Origin of the sequence: Exiguobacterium sp. BRG2, assembly GCF_031844245.1 — a bacterium.
Lineage (GTDB): Bacteria > Bacillota > Bacilli > Exiguobacteriales > Exiguobacteriaceae > Exiguobacterium_A.
The window spans coordinates 412733-428507 of sequence record NZ_JAUZUW010000002.1 but is presented as its reverse complement, the minus strand read 5'-3'; the positions used below and the strand labels follow the sequence as shown (position 1 = coordinate 428507).

Sequence of the window (15775 nt, the reverse complement as noted above, 5' to 3'; positions counted from 1 at the left end):
GAGAACAGCGGACCGAGAAAAAGTCCGCCGTTTTTTTAGTCCGCTATGACATGCGACATGTCAGCTTCTAATCGAATCACGGCTTCCCCATCCCTGTATTCAACGATCGTTAAACTCGTTCCATGAATGAACGGTGGATCCCATAATGTCGCGAACGGCTTTCGTTGAAGATATGTCAACAAGATGTTAAGGAAGATGCCGTGGGTGACGATTAAGATGTTTTCGTCTTCTTCATGGTCTGCCAGTCGTTCCAAAAACGATAGGATGCGCTCGCGGACCGCGTCAAAGGATTCTCCACTCTCCGGTATGTAGGTATGCGGCGTTTGCCAAAATGCAGCATGAGCTGCACTTCTGAGTCCTCTCGTAATCGTCGTTCGATATCCACTAGATTCATGCATTTCTCCTCCGAATCTACTTCCTAAATGATGACTCTTTCTTCAGTTTATCTCAATTCATCGATTAGGAAATCATTTCCTTCTTTTTATTAAGAACGATTAAACAAACAGCTCGTTCTCAACGTATCTATCCATACGTTAGAACGAGCTGTTCTTAAATGCGGATCAACACGATACCTCCAAGCATGACAAGCAGACTGACGATCTGCACACCCGTGACCGGTTGTTTTTTTGCACCGAACCAACCGAAGCGGTCAATTAATAAGCTTCCGGTCAGTAACCCGATCGTGACGATGACGACGGCGAGTCCCGTACCAACGAGCGGAACGATGAACGCATTGCCGGCAACGAACAATGCACCAATCAATCCCCCAATCCAAATCCACGCGGGAAGTGGTTGGGTGCGATCCATTTGCCACTTTGTTCGTAGGATCAGATTTAGCAGCAGTAAGGTAACCGTTCCGATGACGAATGAGATTAATGCCCCTTTCACAGCTGACCCGAGAACACTTCCGAGATGGCCATTGATGGCCGTTTGAGCTGCGCTCATCATTCCCGTAACAATTCCGAGAATACGCCAAACGAGTAACGAGTTCTCTCGTGACTCCACATGTTGCTTCCGTCGTCGTGCCAAATAGTCACCGAGCGCGACCGTCCCAACGACGCCGAACAAAACAAGAATTGCTCCGATGATCCGTGTCAGCGAGAGTGTAGTAACGTTCGCTTCAAACAATCCGAAATGATCGATCAACAGTCCCATGATGACTTGACCGAAAATCGGCATGATGACCGTTTGGACGCCTCCGAGTCGCGGAAACAGCAAGATGTTCCCAGTCAAATAGATGACCCCAAGCAGTCCACCACCCCAAATCCAGAACGGTTCATCGGCAGTAGCCGTGAGACCTGTGAGATTGCCATCGACGAGCAGCACGAGAAGTAGTAAAAATAGTGAACCGATCGAAAAGGAAATCAGCGAAGCGAGGAACGGTGAACCGACGACGCCTCGCAATCGTGTATTGACACTCGTTTGAACCGGTACGAGTAACCCGATGATGAATCCAATGATGATAGCAAGCATACGAGGACCTCCTTTTTCATGTGCTTCTCCATCATACGGTAGCCTCTCGTGCTGAAGCGACAAGAATGCTTAAAAAGAGCCGGTTCAATGACCGGCTCCACGAATTAGATCTTTTTCCACGTCTTCGGATACGTCCGCAATTCCTTCTTTGTCGGATGCTCGACATCGAGCCGCTTTCCATTACGTTCAAGTAGCATATCGGATACGAGCAAAACAATTGCAAGGACGACGTAGACGGCAAAACTTAGGAAGAACGGTAAATCGAATACGATGATCATCGGGAAGAATAATCCCATTAAGATGACGAAAAAGAAATCCGTTACGTACTGCCATTGAATGATCTTCTTCATCCGTGGTTCTTCTGTCAACGCCATATCACGTTCGACTTCTTGCGAGTGAATCCGCGCAATCCAGACTAGTGCTACAAATAATAAAAATAGTGGCCAGTACATGTCCCGATTGGCGACGACCAACAGGATGCTAAAGCCGTACAGTAACGAGCTGTACAAGCGTGGTCTAACGAGTTGACGTTTTTCTTCTTGAATGAACGCGATACGTTCGGCTTTCGTTTTCATTTAAATCCCCCAACTGATTCAACGTACCTGTTTAATCTGATCGAACGGTTCGTGATCGACCGATGTATTCGACCTTATTCTGAAATACGCGGTACATCCGGTATTCTCCAGTCGGTGCCGATTTCAATTGAACGGCAATCTGGTGACGTCGTGATTTTGATGATTCGGACGCTACGAAATAAGGTTTGACTGACGCGATATTGTCGCGCCCGAACTGCTTCGTCACGTGCCGAACGACTTGCACTTCAACAATCTGCTCATAGGTTGCATCCCGTTCATCTGCGATCATCCACCAACCAACACCGCCAATCACTACAAGTAATAGAATCGCCCCGATCGTTTTTCGCATTTCGATCCCCCCGGTTCACTTGCCCATACTTACTGTTTCAATTCGTGAACGAGGTTTTCCTGCTTCCGTCGGGTGACGAACCAAGCGATGGCTAGGACAAGCACCACCAAACCGGCACTGGTTCCAGCAATCGTCGGGACGTTGAGATAGAATGATCCTGTATCATCAATCCGTGTCACGAAGATTGTCGCACCAAGACCACTGATCAGTCCAAAGATGATGCCGCTCCCAATGAACAAGAGCATTTGAATGAGTGTCAATTGACGCAGCCTGTTTCGAGTCAGCGCAATCGTTCGTAGCAAGGCATACTCGACTCGTTTTCCACTCACGAAACTGAGTAAAGCGTTTGCAAGTCCGAACCAGATGGATCCACTCATGACGACAAGCGCAATGATGAAGACGAACCAACGTTCCGTCGTTTGTTGCTCCGCATCGTGAAGCGCGTCAGATAGTCGATTCATTTGCAATGTCGGATAACTTTCTGTGATCTCTGATAATGTTGTGGTCACTTGCGCCTTCTTTAACTCGGATGGAACGTCGATAAAGACATTTAAGATCTGATCGCTTGTTTGCCGTAGCTGCTCGTTCCGCCAATCCACGAGGATGTCTGGCGCTATCTTCTTTTCGATTCCAACGATTCGGAATTGACCGAGTGAAACACTTCGCTCTTGTTCCCCGTCCCATCGGCCGAGCGGCAACGTATCGCCTTTTTGGAGTCTGTGTTTTTTAGCGAAGGTCCGTGAGACGATGATTCCTTCTGTGTCACTCGTCTGTTCTCCCTTTAAAACGTCAAGACGACGATAGTCCGTCACTTCGTATTCAATCGAGACATCTTCTTGAGGCGACTGGTATTCGAGTGAATTTCGAGACGACAGGAAGGTCGCTTTTGCGCCAGGTAGTTCCGTTTCAATTTGTCGAATCAATTGCAGCGGGTTTCCTTGCGATCCTTCATCTAAACGACTCTTTAAGACGACCTCCGTCGGATATTGGCTGATGATGTAGTTCCGCTCGTTTTGTTGTACCGTCTCAAGGAACGTCGATCCAATGACGACGATAATCATCAATACTTGAACGATCAGCATCAACCAGGCGTTTTTCCGTAGTTGTGGCAACACGCCCCGGAAGGCGACGAAACTCGTCGGTCCCGCTAACCGACGAACGAACGGTTCCGCTCGATGGAGCACTCCCTTCAAGAGCAGTGGCGTCGCAAGATACATTGTCAGTAAAAAGGCAATAGTTGCACCGATCCAGGTCATCGCCCGCGCCCCTTCTGTGCTTGCGATCACTTCTGCGAATAAGATCAAGCTAGCAGTCAACCCACTACTAGCAAGGACGAGACGTTTTCGTCGTGTCGGTCGTGACGCTGTTTTTAGATTTTCTCGTAAGACGTGGAGCGGTAACACATCTCGTTTTCGGTAAGCGGTGCTCGCGAGCAACATCAGAATCAACAAGGCACTACCGAGCGTGATGAGCATCAAGAACTCTCCCTGTTCGATCATGAGAGAGACGATCATTTTCCCTTCTGTTGGCCATACCAGTTGACCAAGTAACGGTAAGCAAATACCACCCAGGATTGCGAGGATCGTTCCCGCTAAGACAATCAAGCCGGACTGGACAAGGAACAACTGAAACAGTTGCCGAGTTGTCGCCCCAAGCGTCCGCATGATCGCAAATTGAACAGCATGTTTACGCAAATACAAGTCGAAATTCGCCATCAAGATGAAGCCGGACACGACAAGGATGAGCATTGATAAGATTCCAATATAGCCGTTCATTGCTGGAGAGAGTGCTTGTCCTTCTGCAAGTTCAATACGAAGCTTCGGATTCGCTTTGACGAACGTATCGGCATAGCGAACGGAACTTGTCTCTTTTTTTAGATCAAGCAAGACGGATTTCATTTCACCTGGATGGTTCTTTTTAAGGTCAGCATAAGAAAGCAAGACTTGATCTTGCGAAGTTTCAGATATTTTCGCATTTGGTAAAATCTCACGGATTCGATACGTCTCTTCTCCAACGCGAAGCGCTTGCCCGACACTATGGTCAAGCGACTTGGCAAGTCGATCTGACACGATTGCTTCTCCCTGTTGCAAATTATTTGTGAAATGATAACGACCTTTCGTCAGGGCATCCGAATGGACCCCAAGTGTTTTCACATCGGCGATTGTTTGACCAGCAACGCGTGCTGTCGTCTGTAAAATCGACGCTTCGCGCAAAACAGCTTGATCCTTTTTAAGTTTTTTATGCACGCTCTTGTCCATCCGTTCATCATGTGATGCATATTTGATTGTCAGATCGACTTGACCGTATCTTTGTTCACGATCTGTCTCGATCGCAGCTTGATTATGTAGTAAAAAGATGACCATCGTTAAGACGAGACCAATCGAAATCATGACGCTTCCGATTGAGGTCAATAGAATCATCGGACTTTTACAGTACAGTCGGTGAGAAAGACGGAAGAGATGTTGTCGTTTCATACAGCCCCCACGAACTGCTCGTATGTCTCTAAAATCGGTGCCACGTCTCCAGTCGACGGCTGATCGGCGACGATCTGTCCGTCATGAAAATACAGTACACGTTTCGCATGAGCGGCAACAGTTGCATCATGGGTCACGAGTAGGATGCTCGTCTGTTGTTCGCGATTAAGTTCTTGTAGCAACTGCATGATTTCAGCAGATGTCTTGAAATCGAGGTTCCCCGTCGGCTCATCCGCTAAGATGATCGGTGGTCGACTGATCAAGGCACGTGCGATCGCGACGCGCTGTTGTTGTCCACCAGACAGTTCTTGCGGTCGATGGTCTTTCCACTTCGTCAGTCCGACGCGATTGAGCCAAGTTTCGATCTCTTGATTGATCGTTTTGTCATCCATCCCCTTCAACATCAATGGTAAGGCGATGTTCTCCTGGACCGTCAAATCATCGAGCAGGTGAAACGATTGAAAGATGAACCCAATGTGTTGTTGACGGTATAACGTCGCAGCAGGTTCAGTGAAGATGTCGCATTGCCGTTTTCCCTTTAGCGTCAACGTTCCGCCGGTTGGTGCGTCAAGTGCCCCTACTATATTCAATAGTGTACTTTTTCCAGAGCCACTTGTTCCCATGATGGCGATGAAACCACCTTCTTCTAACGTGAAGGAGATTTGTTTTAATGCCTCGACCGTTTCTGTTCCCCGCGTATAGGTTTTTGATAATCGTTCTATTTCTAAAAAACTGTCCACCAAGACCCCTCCTGCAACATGATATCATTACAATAACCAATATAAGTATTTTTTAGAAGTAAATACATAAAAAGCTGTTATACACAAATTATCATGGTAATAAAAGGAATTGTACTCATTTGAACGAGCTAGTCCTACTAAGGAAAAGGCAAACATACAAATTAGAAAGTGAGTGAATAGATGATTTGCACGTTAGATCACTTTATTCAAGAAAAAGCTGTTTCTCAATCGATTTCTGGATTTTCGCTAGCGAGCGTCAAAGATCAGGAAGTCATCTACTCCAATGGATTTGGGGTGAAAAATCTTAAGGATAGCGGGGTTCCCGTCACAGCGAACACATTTTTTGAATTTGAATGGAATCGAGATGATGCTGTGTATGCACCAGGACAATCTCTACTTCACTCAGGATACGGATGAAAATCTAATTGTGACAATCGGTTTTGTCGAGAACGTAAACGAGGACGTCCATTATATCGTTCTAAATGGACAAACTTGCAATCGGATTGAACAGGGATTACTCGAAATAAAGGAGAACGAACACTGCAATACCTTGATTGTCCAAGGCAGTTGGGAGTTTGATCAACTGGGAATCAAATCGAGCCTTATCTGAGCTAATCGACTTTTACCTCATAAATACGAAAGGACCTCCCTATCATTTGATAAGGAGATCCAGCGTTTTTCAGTATTGTTACCGATTTACATCATCTCAGCCTCGGTTTCTGAGAATATTTTGCAAAATCCGTTCCACCCTATACTTACTACATATTTTCTGACGACGTTATTTTTTGTTATTACACTTCACAATTCTTACTTCGTACGGTTGTAGTAACACAGTTCCGATGAGTCGTTCTCCCGTCAAATAGTCTTCGACTGGTTTTTTTAGTTCAATCGTTTTGCGTTCTTCCGAAAAATTCATGATAAATCCGTAGATAGACGATGCATCGATTCTCACCTGCACCGAGACACCTTCTGGATGTTCAATCTGAAGAGGCGACAGCAAATTCAACGAAGAGATGATTTCTGCATAAAAATCGTTTTGGAATCGCTCCTCCAACCTTCCACCAATGTACCAAGCGACGCCCTCTCCGTGATTATTCCACGTCACTGCCGCTGTGTCAGCATAAAAGTCTTCTGTATAAACTCCAACTGTTTCAGCTGTCACTACTTTCAAGACTGTCGCATAATCCTTTAGTTCATATGTCTTATCGCGGAACTTCACTCCATTTTTATCCATTGGGTATAGCGTATCGTTTTCAACTGGCTCGATTCCGAACATCGTTGTTAACTCACTTGGCCATCCACCAAAATAAGTTAAGTCAGATTCATCAACTAGCCCGGTCAAATACGTCGATATGAGAGTCCCACCTTGCGCGACGAATCGATTTAACCGTTCGATTGTCTCTTGACTGACTAAATAAAGCATCGGAACGATCAACAGTTTGTAACCATCAAAATCTTGTTCTTTTGTAATGACATCTACCGGAATATCACGCTCGTAAAACGCCCGGTAATGTTCTTGGAGTGTTTGGGGATAACGCTTCGTGTCATTCGAAAATCCTTGCGCATCGTCAAATGCCCAGTTGTTCTCCCAGTCGTATAAAATCGCAACTTCGGCTGGACGATGTGTACCAACGACTTCATCTAAATGTTCTAACAAACGACCGACTTCTGCAACTTCTTGAAAGACACGATTTTCAGAACTTCCATCATGATCGACGACTGCCCCATGAAATTTTTCAGATGACCCTCGAGATTTACGCCACTGGAAGTAAAGTACGCTATCCGAACCATGGGCAATCATTTGCATCGAAGATAACAAATGCATTCCTGGTCGTTTAGCTTTATTGACAGGATGCCAATTAACGGCACTCGGCGTCGATTCCATTAACAAGAACGGTTGTTGTTTTAGATTACGAAATAGATCGTTAATAAATCCGACCTTCATCGCCAAACGACTCGTTGACTCCCTGTCGTTATGCCAAGCTGGATACGCATCCCAGCTCACGACATCAACATATTTCGCGAACTGACTATAATCAAGCGACTGGAAGGGAATCAAATCATCCGTATCTGCCATGAAATTGGTAGTCACCGGTATATTCGGAGTCACTTCGCGTAATGGCTGAATTTCATTTTGATAGAAATTAATGGTTTGATCCGTAATAAAACGACGCCAATCTAAATTTAAGCCGTGGACCATGCTTTCGCCGATTGGCGACGGCGATTCAATCTGCGACCACTCATTGAACGTATGGCTCCAAAATGCTCCCCACCAAGCAGCATTCAGCCGATCAAGTGTTTTATATTTTTCTTGTAACCAAGCACGAAAAGCGGCTTGGCATTGATTACAATGACACTCTCCACCGTATTCATTCGAGATATGCCACATCAATAATGCTGGATGTTTCCCATAACGATTCGCCAGGAGTCGATTGATTTGTTGCGTTTTTTGTCGATAAACACGCGAACTGAAACAATGATTATGACGTCCACCATGAAGCTGTCGAACCCTTCGTTCATCGACACGTAATACTTCTGGATATGCTTGCGATAACCATGCTGGCCTTGCTCCACTCGGTGTCGCTAAAATTACATTCCCACCATTTTGATGAATGTCATTGATGATTTGATCCAACCATTCGAACGTGTAAACCCCTTCTTCCGGCTCTAACGCACTCCAGGCAAAGATACCGATGGAATAAGTATTCGTATGAGCGAGACGCATCAATTCGATATCTTGCCGTAAGACATGCGGAACATCCAACCACTGATCCGGGTTATAGTCTCCACCATGGAGCATTCGCCTAGCAGGTGTTACGTAAGATTTACCTGATTTCTCCATAGATATTCCTCTCCTTTAAAAACAGATTTCTATTTACTACCCTTTTGTTCCACCAGCCGTCAAACCGGCTACGAAATGCTTCTGGAGCAGAACGAAGACGACGGCAATCGGAATACTAATCAAAATCGCACCTGCTGCAAATGTCGTATAACTTGCTCCCATCGCTTCATTCACTAAGTTAAATAGACCGATTGGTAACGTATAGGATTCTTGCGTTCTAAGTATTGTCGATGCCAAAACAAAATCTCCGAGTGGTCCTGTGAACCCATTCATCGCAATGACTGCTAACATTGGACGACATAATGGCATGATGATTTGAAGGAATATTCTGGTATTACTTGCACCATCCAACTTTGCACTTTCATCTAAGTCTAATGGAATTGAGTCCATATACCCCTTCATCAAGTACGTATTCATCGGAATCTGCCCACCAATGTACAGTAAAATTAATAACCAGTGGCTATTCATCATCCCTAAAATTTGCGCTAGTACGAACAAGGCTATGAGCGCCGAAAACTGAGGAATCATTTGAAGTAACAAAAATAACATCAATGCTTGATCACGTCCTTTGAAACGAAAACGAGAAAAAGCATATGCAGTGAAAGAGACACTAACGACAGTTCCGATCATTGTAAACACACTGATTTTCAATGAGTTCATGTACCACTGGCTATATTGAAGGCTTTCTTTTCCAGCAAATAATTCACGGTAGTGATCAAAGGTAGGGTTTTTCGGAATGAGCGATGTACTGACTAAACTATTTCCTGGATTAAAACTCGCACCTATCGTCCAAAGAAGTGGATAAAAGATGACGACAGACACGACCAACAAAATGACATAGGTGATGGTCATACGAATGAAACGTAGTCTTTTTATATTCGACACTACCGTCACGCCCCTTCCTTAAACGAATTTGTACGTCTAAACTGCCAAAGCGCAATTGTAATGACAAAAATCGAAAGTAAAATCGTTAAAGCGGCGGCTAATGCATATTGACCCGATTGCATCGTTAATTTGTAAATCCAAGATACGAGAATATCGGTCCCTCCCGCATTCGATCCAGGTACAGACGGACCACCACCATTGAACAGATAAATGATATTGAAGTTGTTGAAATTAAATGTAAACTGCGTAATGATGATTGGCGACATCGCAAGTAACACCATTGGCATCGTGATGAAGCGGAATTTCGCAAAGATTGATGCGCCATCGATTGTTGCCGCTTCATATAAATCTTCAGGAATCGATTGTAAGACTCCTGTCGTGACAAGAAACACGTAGGGAAAACCTAACCATCCTTGCATGAAAACAAGTGCCACACGCGTCCACTTTTCATTCGTCAGCCAAGGTAAGGCATCGATGCCTAAAAAAGCGAGAATATCATTGTTAATTGAACCAAAACTGTCATTGAAGAGTCCTGCGAACACTAAAATCGTCACGAATCCTGGAACTGCCCATGGAAGGACGAATATCGTTCGGATGACTTTTTTAAAGCGAACTTCTTTCTGGTTGACGAGAACTGCTAACAAAATACCTACGGAAATTTGTAATGTCGATGCGACTAATGTCCAGACAATCGTCCAAGACAACACATCAAAGAATGTCGATCGCCATATATCAACTTTAAATATTTGAGCAAAAGTGGAGAACCCAACCCAATCGGCTAATTTTGCTGGTGGAGAATGATAAAGATCGTAGTTTGTAAAGGCTAACGCAAAACTAAATAAAATCGGGAAAATGACCGCAAAAATCAAGAGAAATAATGCCGGACCACTTACCACGTAAGGATATCCCTGACCAATCAAGTTGAAATAATCTGACTTAAATGAACTTATTCGTAATCCTTTGTCTCTTTTTTGTCCAGTTCGATATGCATCTCGAAGATTATAAAAATAAAGGGTGAGACCGAACAACAATACGATGATGGCGATGATGCCTTGTGCTAGTAAGAAAATAGAATTGTCTCGTGGCACTTCCGTACCAAGCGTGACGATGCCCCACAATCCCATATTCAATAAGTCGGCGAACGCAATCAAAAATGCAATACTGACCGTTAACAACAAAATACCTTTAATCCACTGACGATGATACAATTGCCCAAGTCCGGGAATCACTGACAAAAGCAGACCTATTCTACGATGTCGCACGTCTTTCACCTCTTCACAAATTATCTATCAGCAGACTGTATCAATGGTCTAACTGACGAATCGGAATCATCATTCTCATTTCGAACTGTGTTTCGCTTTAATTTGTCCTTCGATGGTATTAACGGCTTGAGTCATCGCCTGTTTCGGTTCAACCTTTCCTGTTGCGATAGTTTGAAGGGCTGCATCAACTGGTTTCCAAACTTCATTCATTTCCGGGATATTTGGTGTCAACTCAGCAAATTTTGATTGTTCTGCCACAGCTTGTGCTGCTGGACTTTTTGTAACAATCGGATCATTCGCTAATGCACTGATGGCAGGTACTTCTTTTGTGATTTCGAAACGCTTTTTTGAATTTTCTTCGTTCGTTAAATAGAGCGCTAATTTTTCAGTAAGCTCTGCGTGTTTTGAATAGCTACTAACGTTATAACTTTTTACACCTAAAAATGAACTCATATTTTTCCCATTTTCAAGCTCAGGAAGTTTGGCGACCCCAAAATCGATGCCCGCTTTCTCAAATGGTCCAACATTCCATGGGCCAGAGATGATAGCTGCTGCCTTTCCTTCCGAAAACAGTGATTCCAAAACGTTAATCCCTTGTTCACCAATAATTCCCGACGGAAACAGCTTCTCCTTGTAGAATTTTTGAATGTAGTTTGCTCCTTCGATTGCGCCAGCATTCGCTAACCCGATGTCTTTTGTGTCGTATACTCCACTTTCCGAACGCTTGAATATGTAACTGCCATATCCACTCATGACACTCTGCGCATAATAAACTTGGTCAAACAATGCTAAAAAACCGAACGACTTTTCAGTTTTCATCTTTTTCGACAATGTATACCAATCTTCTATTGTTTTAGGTAACGCTTTATCTGAGACTAATTTCTTGTTGTAATATAGAATCGTCGTCTCCACAGCTTTAGGCACGCCGTAAATTTTGCCCTTGACGATTTGTGAATCAAGTGCAACATCCGTATATTGAGACTGGACGTCTTTCGGAATCTTTATTTCTTTTATGATTCCTTCCGTTACTGCCGTTCCAATTTGGTCTCCAGGCATTGTCAATAAATCGGGACCTGTTCCGGCCGGTCCGTCCAACCGGAGATCTTCAATTTGTTTTGCATACGGTTTTTCAACAACTTTGATGTTAACATCATTCTCTTTTTCAAATCGTTTCACAGCAGATTTGATTCCTTCGCTTTTTTCGATATCTTCCCAAACGACTAAATTGATTTTTCCATTATGAGTCTTTGTATCTTTTGCCTCCTCTTGCGGACCACACGCAGCTAACGACATACTCAATACAAAACCACTAAGTACAGCAGAATAATTCAATTGTTTTTTCATAAAAAAACCAAACCTCCTTAGAGAATTGTAAAACACAAATGAAAGCGCTTTAACAAATAAAATATAACACTCCAAAAAGGTTTAGTAAATAATTTTAGTAAAAATTTTTACTAAAATTAAATGGTGCTTTTTCTTATAATTAACTCAGAACCTATATACAATGTTTTTACTACTTTTCGTTTTCCAATGATTTGTTCAAGTAATAAGTGAATCGCATTTTTACAAATTTCTTCAATATCAATATTGAAAGTCGTCAAGGGAGGCGAAACATATTTCGCGATACTCGTATTGTTCACACTGATCAGGCTGACGCGGTTCGGGACATCAATTTGTTTTTCGTGAAGTGCTTGCAGACAGCCGACGGCGATTGGATCTGCCGCTACAAAAAAAGCAGTTGGCATATTTTCACCAAGGCGTTCAATCGCTTGACTCATTAAAAAATAGCCATTATCAACTGAAAAACCATGATGACAGAAGATAAATGACTCATTTAGCATTCCTTCTTGCTGCATATACTTACGAAAAGCACGTTCCCGCCCATCCATCTCTTCTACATTTGTTTCAGCATTTTGAAAAGTTCCACCAATAAATCCGATTTCTTTATGCCCCTGTTGCTTTAGAACTTCAACTGTCTTTCGTGTGATTTGGTCAAGGTCTGGACGCACCGAATCATAGTATTCAGCATCGGGTGTCGAATCAATGAAGACTCCATTATTCGTCAACTCTCTTAAATATTCCAGTTCTCGATCCATAAAAGATCCCACTGCAATAAATCCCTCGATATTTAACGGAATCTTTTCAATCCCATCCGCTACTTTATAAGTCGTTAACTCCATGTTATTTTCCCTAGCCAATCTCTCGATCTCAATTCGCATCGTGTGAAAATAAATATCTTCAAGCTCTTCTTTATCTGTCAACCAATACAAAAAAGCAATATTTTTTACGAGTGTTTTCATCGTCTTTTTTTTGTAACCAAGCTCTTCAGCCACCTCAAATATTCGCGTACGTGTCTCATCACCAACCGATAAACTTAAATCATTATTTAATACTCGTGAAACTGTCGAAATTGAACAGCCTACTTTTTTAGCAATATCTTTAATCGTCGCCAAATGATAACACTCCTTTTAAATTTAGATTTAAGTAAAATTTTTAAGTAAAATTAAGGGTTTATTTTATTTAAATTTATACCTCTCTTTTTATATTACTTCATAATTCATAAAAAGAGGAAGGAACTATTAATGAGAAGAAAAAACGTATGATCGCTGTTAAGCTGTTTCAATGACAGACTAGGTATTCCACCCAATAAAAAAAGAAGAAACTACACATCTAAGACGATGATAGTTTCTTCGTTTCTTTTTAAATCAACGGATCTTATCCCTTCTCATGATTATGAGCGAACATATTTAAGGGGAATCAAATCCGCGATCCGGACTTTCGTCAACTGATCGTCGATCATCAAGAGGACAAATGCGTCCGATGCATAATCGGAAATCAATTCGCGACACATGCCGCACGGACTGACGACACGAATCGTTCGATCCGCCTCGTCCGAATAGGGGTGTCGAACTGCGACGATCGTTTCAAAATCTGTCAATCCATCCGTGATGGCGGAACCGATCGTGATGGCTTCCGCGCAAACTGTTACCCGCCCGATATAGGCTTCGACGTGAACGCCCACTTTCGTCGCGCCATCTTTCGTCCTGAGAGCAGCTGCGACGTGATGTTTATCGTCAGCATAGCGGCTTTGAATCGTTTCTGTTGCTCGTTCGACCAGTTGCAGGTCGGCTTCTGTAATGGGATAAGTCTGCATAATGTGCTCCTTACGTGTCTTTTTTCTTATAGGTCAAACCGATGAATTGTGCTTTTTCATTGAATAGTCGACGGTAGGATAGAAAACCAACGAGGACCGATGCCATCGCCGCCGTCGTCAAGATCAGGAATAAGATCAACAGTTGATAAAGGACCGCTTCCATTGGATCCGCGCCACCGATGATCAACCCACTCATCATCCCTGGCAATTGGACGAGGCCCATCGTTTTTTGCGCTTCAATCGTTGGAATCATACTTGTCCGGATCGCGCCTTTTAAGCTCGTATCAATCGCTGTCTTCGCATCTCCACCAAGCGAAAGAATCAGTTCGATGACCTCGTCGCTTCGTTCGACCTCGTCCTTGAACTTATTAAGAAACAACAAGGACAAAATCATACAGTTCCCAATGACCATCCCGCTGATCGGAATCACTTGCTGGGCTTCAAACGGAATGATTCGTAATCCAAGCAAAATGCCCATCGTCAATGCTTCTACCGCAATCAGTGTGAACAAGATGATCCACTGGATCCCGGGAATCCCGTCTCCTTTACGGATGACGTTGAGTGTCGCTGCACCGATCATCAACAAAATCATCAGTAACATGAAGATTGGACTACCGCTTTCAAAGACGAACGTCAGGATATACCCGATGATCAAGAGTTGGACAATCGATCGAATGGTCGCGATGATGATGTCCTTCTCTAAACCAAGCCGTAACGTCCGCGCTAAGACGAGAGGAATCAGAATGAAGATCAGCGATGTCGCCAGTTGAAGGTAACTCATACCGATTCCCCCTTCAAGAACGCTTGCGTCTCTGCTTGACCACTTGAAGTAAGCTCTTTAAAAGCACCATACTCGATCAATCGCCCGTCCTTTAAAAACCAGACGTCATCGCTGACCCGCTTCGCTTGCTCCAAGTCATGGGTGATCCAAATGATCGTCGTCTGCAACTCCTGCTGTAAATCAAGAATCAGCTTCTCAATCTCCTGCACCATCCGGTAATCAAGGCTTGCCGTGATTTCGTCGAGCAACAGGATGTCCGGTCGATTGACGAGGGTCCGTGCGATTCCGAGTCGGCTCCGTTCGCCACCGGACAAATCTTTGACCGGTCGTTCAAGTTCGACGGATAGTTCGACTTGTTGTAGCAAGCGTTCCGCCTCTTCGCGTGGTAACGATTCCCCGAAGATCGATTTCGGTAAATTAATATTATCGTAGACGGTACCGGGAATCATCGGCGCGCTTTGGAACGCCATTCCGATCCGTTTGCGGACGTCGAGCAGATTCATCTGCTCAAGTGGTTCGCCCCGAAAACAAATTTCGCCGCGATCGGGAGAAATCAGTCCGTTGATGTGTTTCAATGTCGTCGATTTTCCGGCACCACTTGGTCCGACGAGCGTCGTGATGACACCTTCGCGGAACTCACCGGTTATTTCGTGTAAGATGTGTTGATAGTTGACTTCGTGAAACGTAAGAATCGACATACTGTGTGTTCACCTGACTTTCTGCAAATTTCGGGTAAGGCTCCTGTAGTGTTGTACCCGAAAATCCGTCACCTTAGTACGTCAAGTAACACTTCCTTACGTATGAACGATTTCTCCGGCAAAATCATATGGTACCGTTCGACCAGCAAAAAGCGACTCTTTTGACGCTTCCGGTAAATTAAGATGTTTGAACGCTTCTTCACGGTCCATCCAGACGAGTCCGGAAATTTCTTCTGGAACATTCGTCTTCAATTGACCGGAAGTGATTTCTCCCGCGAAGAAGAAAAACAGACAATGTTCCCCCGCTTGCGGGAAGAATGCTTCCGCCACATGGACGATGTCCCCTGGAATGATGGTGAAGCCTGTCTCCTCCAGTACTTCACGCGTGATTGCAGTATGTAGCGTTTCGTCATGTTCGACGGTTCCTCCCGGCAGTGTATAGTAGTCACCGTGTTCGCCACGGTTCTCGACCATCAATATCTGACTGCCTGTAGTATTGAATAACGTCGCATAGACAATGTTTTTACGTATATTCATGTTCG

General features: G+C 44.0%; 16 protein-coding genes. 1 reads left to right on the top strand and 15 read right to left on the bottom strand.

Annotated elements, in window-relative coordinates:
* Positions 1-35: 35 nt before the first annotated feature.
* The 6 genes from Q9R23_RS04925 to Q9R23_RS04900 all read right to left on the bottom strand — a co-directional run bounded on the left by Q9R23_RS04925 (position 36) and on the right by Q9R23_RS04900 (position 5614).
* Entirely contained in the window at positions 36-398 is a 363-nt protein-coding gene (locus tag Q9R23_RS04925) for a histidine phosphatase family protein (RefSeq protein ID WP_214854047.1), read from the bottom strand.
* A gap of 151 nt (positions 399-549) precedes the next feature.
* Entirely contained in the window at positions 550-1473 is a 924-nt protein-coding gene (locus tag Q9R23_RS04920) for a DMT family transporter (protein ID WP_311246531.1), read from the bottom strand.
* A 104-nt stretch (positions 1474-1577) separates the two neighbouring features.
* Positions 1578-2048: a hypothetical protein gene (locus tag Q9R23_RS04915; RefSeq protein ID WP_311246530.1), complete on the bottom strand. Its 471-nt coding sequence runs from the start codon at positions 2046-2048 to the stop codon at positions 1578-1580.
* 31 nt (positions 2049-2079) lie between these two features.
* Positions 2080-2397 carry a hypothetical protein gene (locus Q9R23_RS04910; protein WP_035407705.1) on the bottom strand — a complete coding sequence of 106 codons (318 nt, stop codon included), beginning with the start codon at positions 2395-2397 and terminating at the stop codon, positions 2080-2082.
* Between the two features lie 29 nt (positions 2398-2426).
* The gene (locus Q9R23_RS04905) at positions 2427-4871 is read right to left on the bottom strand and encodes an ABC transporter permease (RefSeq protein ID WP_290758725.1); all 2445 of its coding nucleotides are present in this window, start codon (positions 4869-4871) and stop codon (positions 2427-2429) included.
* A complete protein-coding gene (locus tag Q9R23_RS04900; protein ID WP_214854057.1) occupies positions 4868-5614 on the bottom strand; it encodes an ABC transporter ATP-binding protein in 747 nt (248 codons plus the stop codon). Before Q9R23_RS04900 ends, Q9R23_RS04905 begins: the two co-directional genes overlap by 4 nt.
* A gap of 177 nt (positions 5615-5791) precedes the next feature.
* On the opposite strand from Q9R23_RS04900, the gene Q9R23_RS04895 reads away from it, so the two are divergent.
* Positions 5792-6028 (top strand): hypothetical protein, encoded by a 237-nt coding sequence (locus Q9R23_RS04895; protein WP_290783680.1) that lies wholly within the window; start codon positions 5792-5794, stop codon positions 6026-6028.
* Between the two features lie 361 nt (positions 6029-6389).
* On the opposite strand, the gene Q9R23_RS04890 is transcribed toward Q9R23_RS04895, so the two are convergent.
* The 9 genes from Q9R23_RS04890 to Q9R23_RS04850 all read right to left on the bottom strand — a co-directional run bounded on the left by Q9R23_RS04890 (position 6390) and on the right by Q9R23_RS04850 (position 15770).
* Positions 6390-8453, bottom strand: coding sequence for a beta-galactosidase (locus Q9R23_RS04890; RefSeq protein WP_311246529.1), 2064 nt, complete (start codon positions 8451-8453; stop codon positions 6390-6392).
* A 36-nt stretch (positions 8454-8489) separates the two neighbouring features.
* Entirely contained in the window at positions 8490-9305 is an 816-nt protein-coding gene (gene ganQ, locus Q9R23_RS04885; RefSeq protein WP_290758735.1) for a galactooligosaccharide ABC transporter permease GanQ, read from the bottom strand.
* Between the two features lie 38 nt (positions 9306-9343).
* Complete coding sequence (ganP, locus tag Q9R23_RS04880) at positions 9344-10600, bottom strand: carbohydrate ABC transporter permease (protein ID WP_311246528.1); 1257 nt, start codon at positions 10598-10600, stop codon at positions 9344-9346.
* A gap of 75 nt (positions 10601-10675) precedes the next feature.
* Positions 10676-11944, bottom strand: coding sequence for a galactooligosaccharide ABC transporter substrate-binding protein GanS (gene ganS / locus Q9R23_RS04875; RefSeq protein ID WP_311246527.1), 1269 nt, complete (start codon positions 11942-11944; stop codon positions 10676-10678).
* Between the two features lie 116 nt (positions 11945-12060).
* On the bottom strand, positions 12061-13053 hold the full coding sequence (locus tag Q9R23_RS04870; RefSeq protein WP_311246526.1) for a LacI family DNA-binding transcriptional regulator: 993 nt from the start codon (positions 13051-13053) through the stop codon (positions 12061-12063).
* 278 nt (positions 13054-13331) lie between these two features.
* A complete protein-coding gene (locus Q9R23_RS04865) occupies positions 13332-13754 on the bottom strand; it encodes a cytidine deaminase (protein ID WP_311246525.1) in 423 nt (140 codons plus the stop codon).
* Between the two features lie 10 nt (positions 13755-13764).
* Positions 13765-14535 carry an ABC transporter permease gene (locus Q9R23_RS04860; protein ID WP_311246524.1) on the bottom strand — a complete coding sequence of 257 codons (771 nt, stop codon included), beginning with the start codon at positions 14533-14535 and terminating at the stop codon, positions 13765-13767.
* Positions 14532-15233 (bottom strand): ABC transporter ATP-binding protein, encoded by a 702-nt coding sequence (locus Q9R23_RS04855; protein WP_311246523.1) that lies wholly within the window; start codon positions 15231-15233, stop codon positions 14532-14534. Before Q9R23_RS04855 ends, Q9R23_RS04860 begins: the two co-directional genes overlap by 4 nt.
* Before the next feature lie 96 nt (positions 15234-15329).
* Positions 15330-15770 carry an NUDIX domain-containing protein gene (locus Q9R23_RS04850; protein WP_290773883.1) on the bottom strand — a complete coding sequence of 147 codons (441 nt, stop codon included), beginning with the start codon at positions 15768-15770 and terminating at the stop codon, positions 15330-15332.
* Positions 15771-15775 lie beyond the last annotated feature (5 nt).

Coding starts and splice junctions, on each gene's coding strand:
- Q9R23_RS04895 (WP_290783680.1), top strand. CDS start 5,792: ATGATTTGCACGTTAGATCACTTTATTCAAGAAAAAGCTGTTTCTCAA.
- ganQ (WP_290758735.1), bottom strand. CDS start 9,305: ATGACCATCACCTATGTCATTTTGTTGGTCGTGTCTGTCGTCATCTTT.
- Q9R23_RS04860 (WP_311246524.1), bottom strand. CDS start 14,535: ATGAGTTACCTTCAACTGGCGACATCGCTGATCTTCATTCTGATTCCT.
- Q9R23_RS04905 (WP_290758725.1), bottom strand. CDS start 4,871: ATGAAACGACAACATCTCTTCCGTCTTTCTCACCGACTGTACTGTAAA.
- Q9R23_RS04920 (WP_311246531.1), bottom strand. CDS start 1,473: ATGCTTGCTATCATCATTGGATTCATCATCGGGTTACTCGTACCGGTT.
- Q9R23_RS04850 (WP_290773883.1), bottom strand. CDS start 15,770: ATGAATATACGTAAAAACATTGTCTATGCGACGTTATTCAATACTACA.
- Q9R23_RS04855 (WP_311246523.1), bottom strand. CDS start 15,233: ATGTCGATTCTTACGTTTCACGAAGTCAACTATCAACACATCTTACAC.
- Q9R23_RS04865 (WP_311246525.1), bottom strand. CDS start 13,754: ATGCAGACTTATCCCATTACAGAAGCCGACCTGCAACTGGTCGAACGA.
- ganS (WP_311246527.1), bottom strand. CDS start 11,944: ATGAAAAAACAATTGAATTATTCTGCTGTACTTAGTGGTTTTGTATTG.
- Q9R23_RS04890 (WP_311246529.1), bottom strand. CDS start 8,453: ATGGAGAAATCAGGTAAATCTTACGTAACACCTGCTAGGCGAATGCTC.
- Q9R23_RS04925 (WP_214854047.1), bottom strand. CDS start 398: ATGCATGAATCTAGTGGATATCGAACGACGATTACGAGAGGACTCAGA.
- Q9R23_RS04915 (WP_311246530.1), bottom strand. CDS start 2,048: ATGAAAACGAAAGCCGAACGTATCGCGTTCATTCAAGAAGAAAAACGT.
- Q9R23_RS04910 (WP_035407705.1), bottom strand. CDS start 2,397: ATGCGAAAAACGATCGGGGCGATTCTATTACTTGTAGTGATTGGCGGT.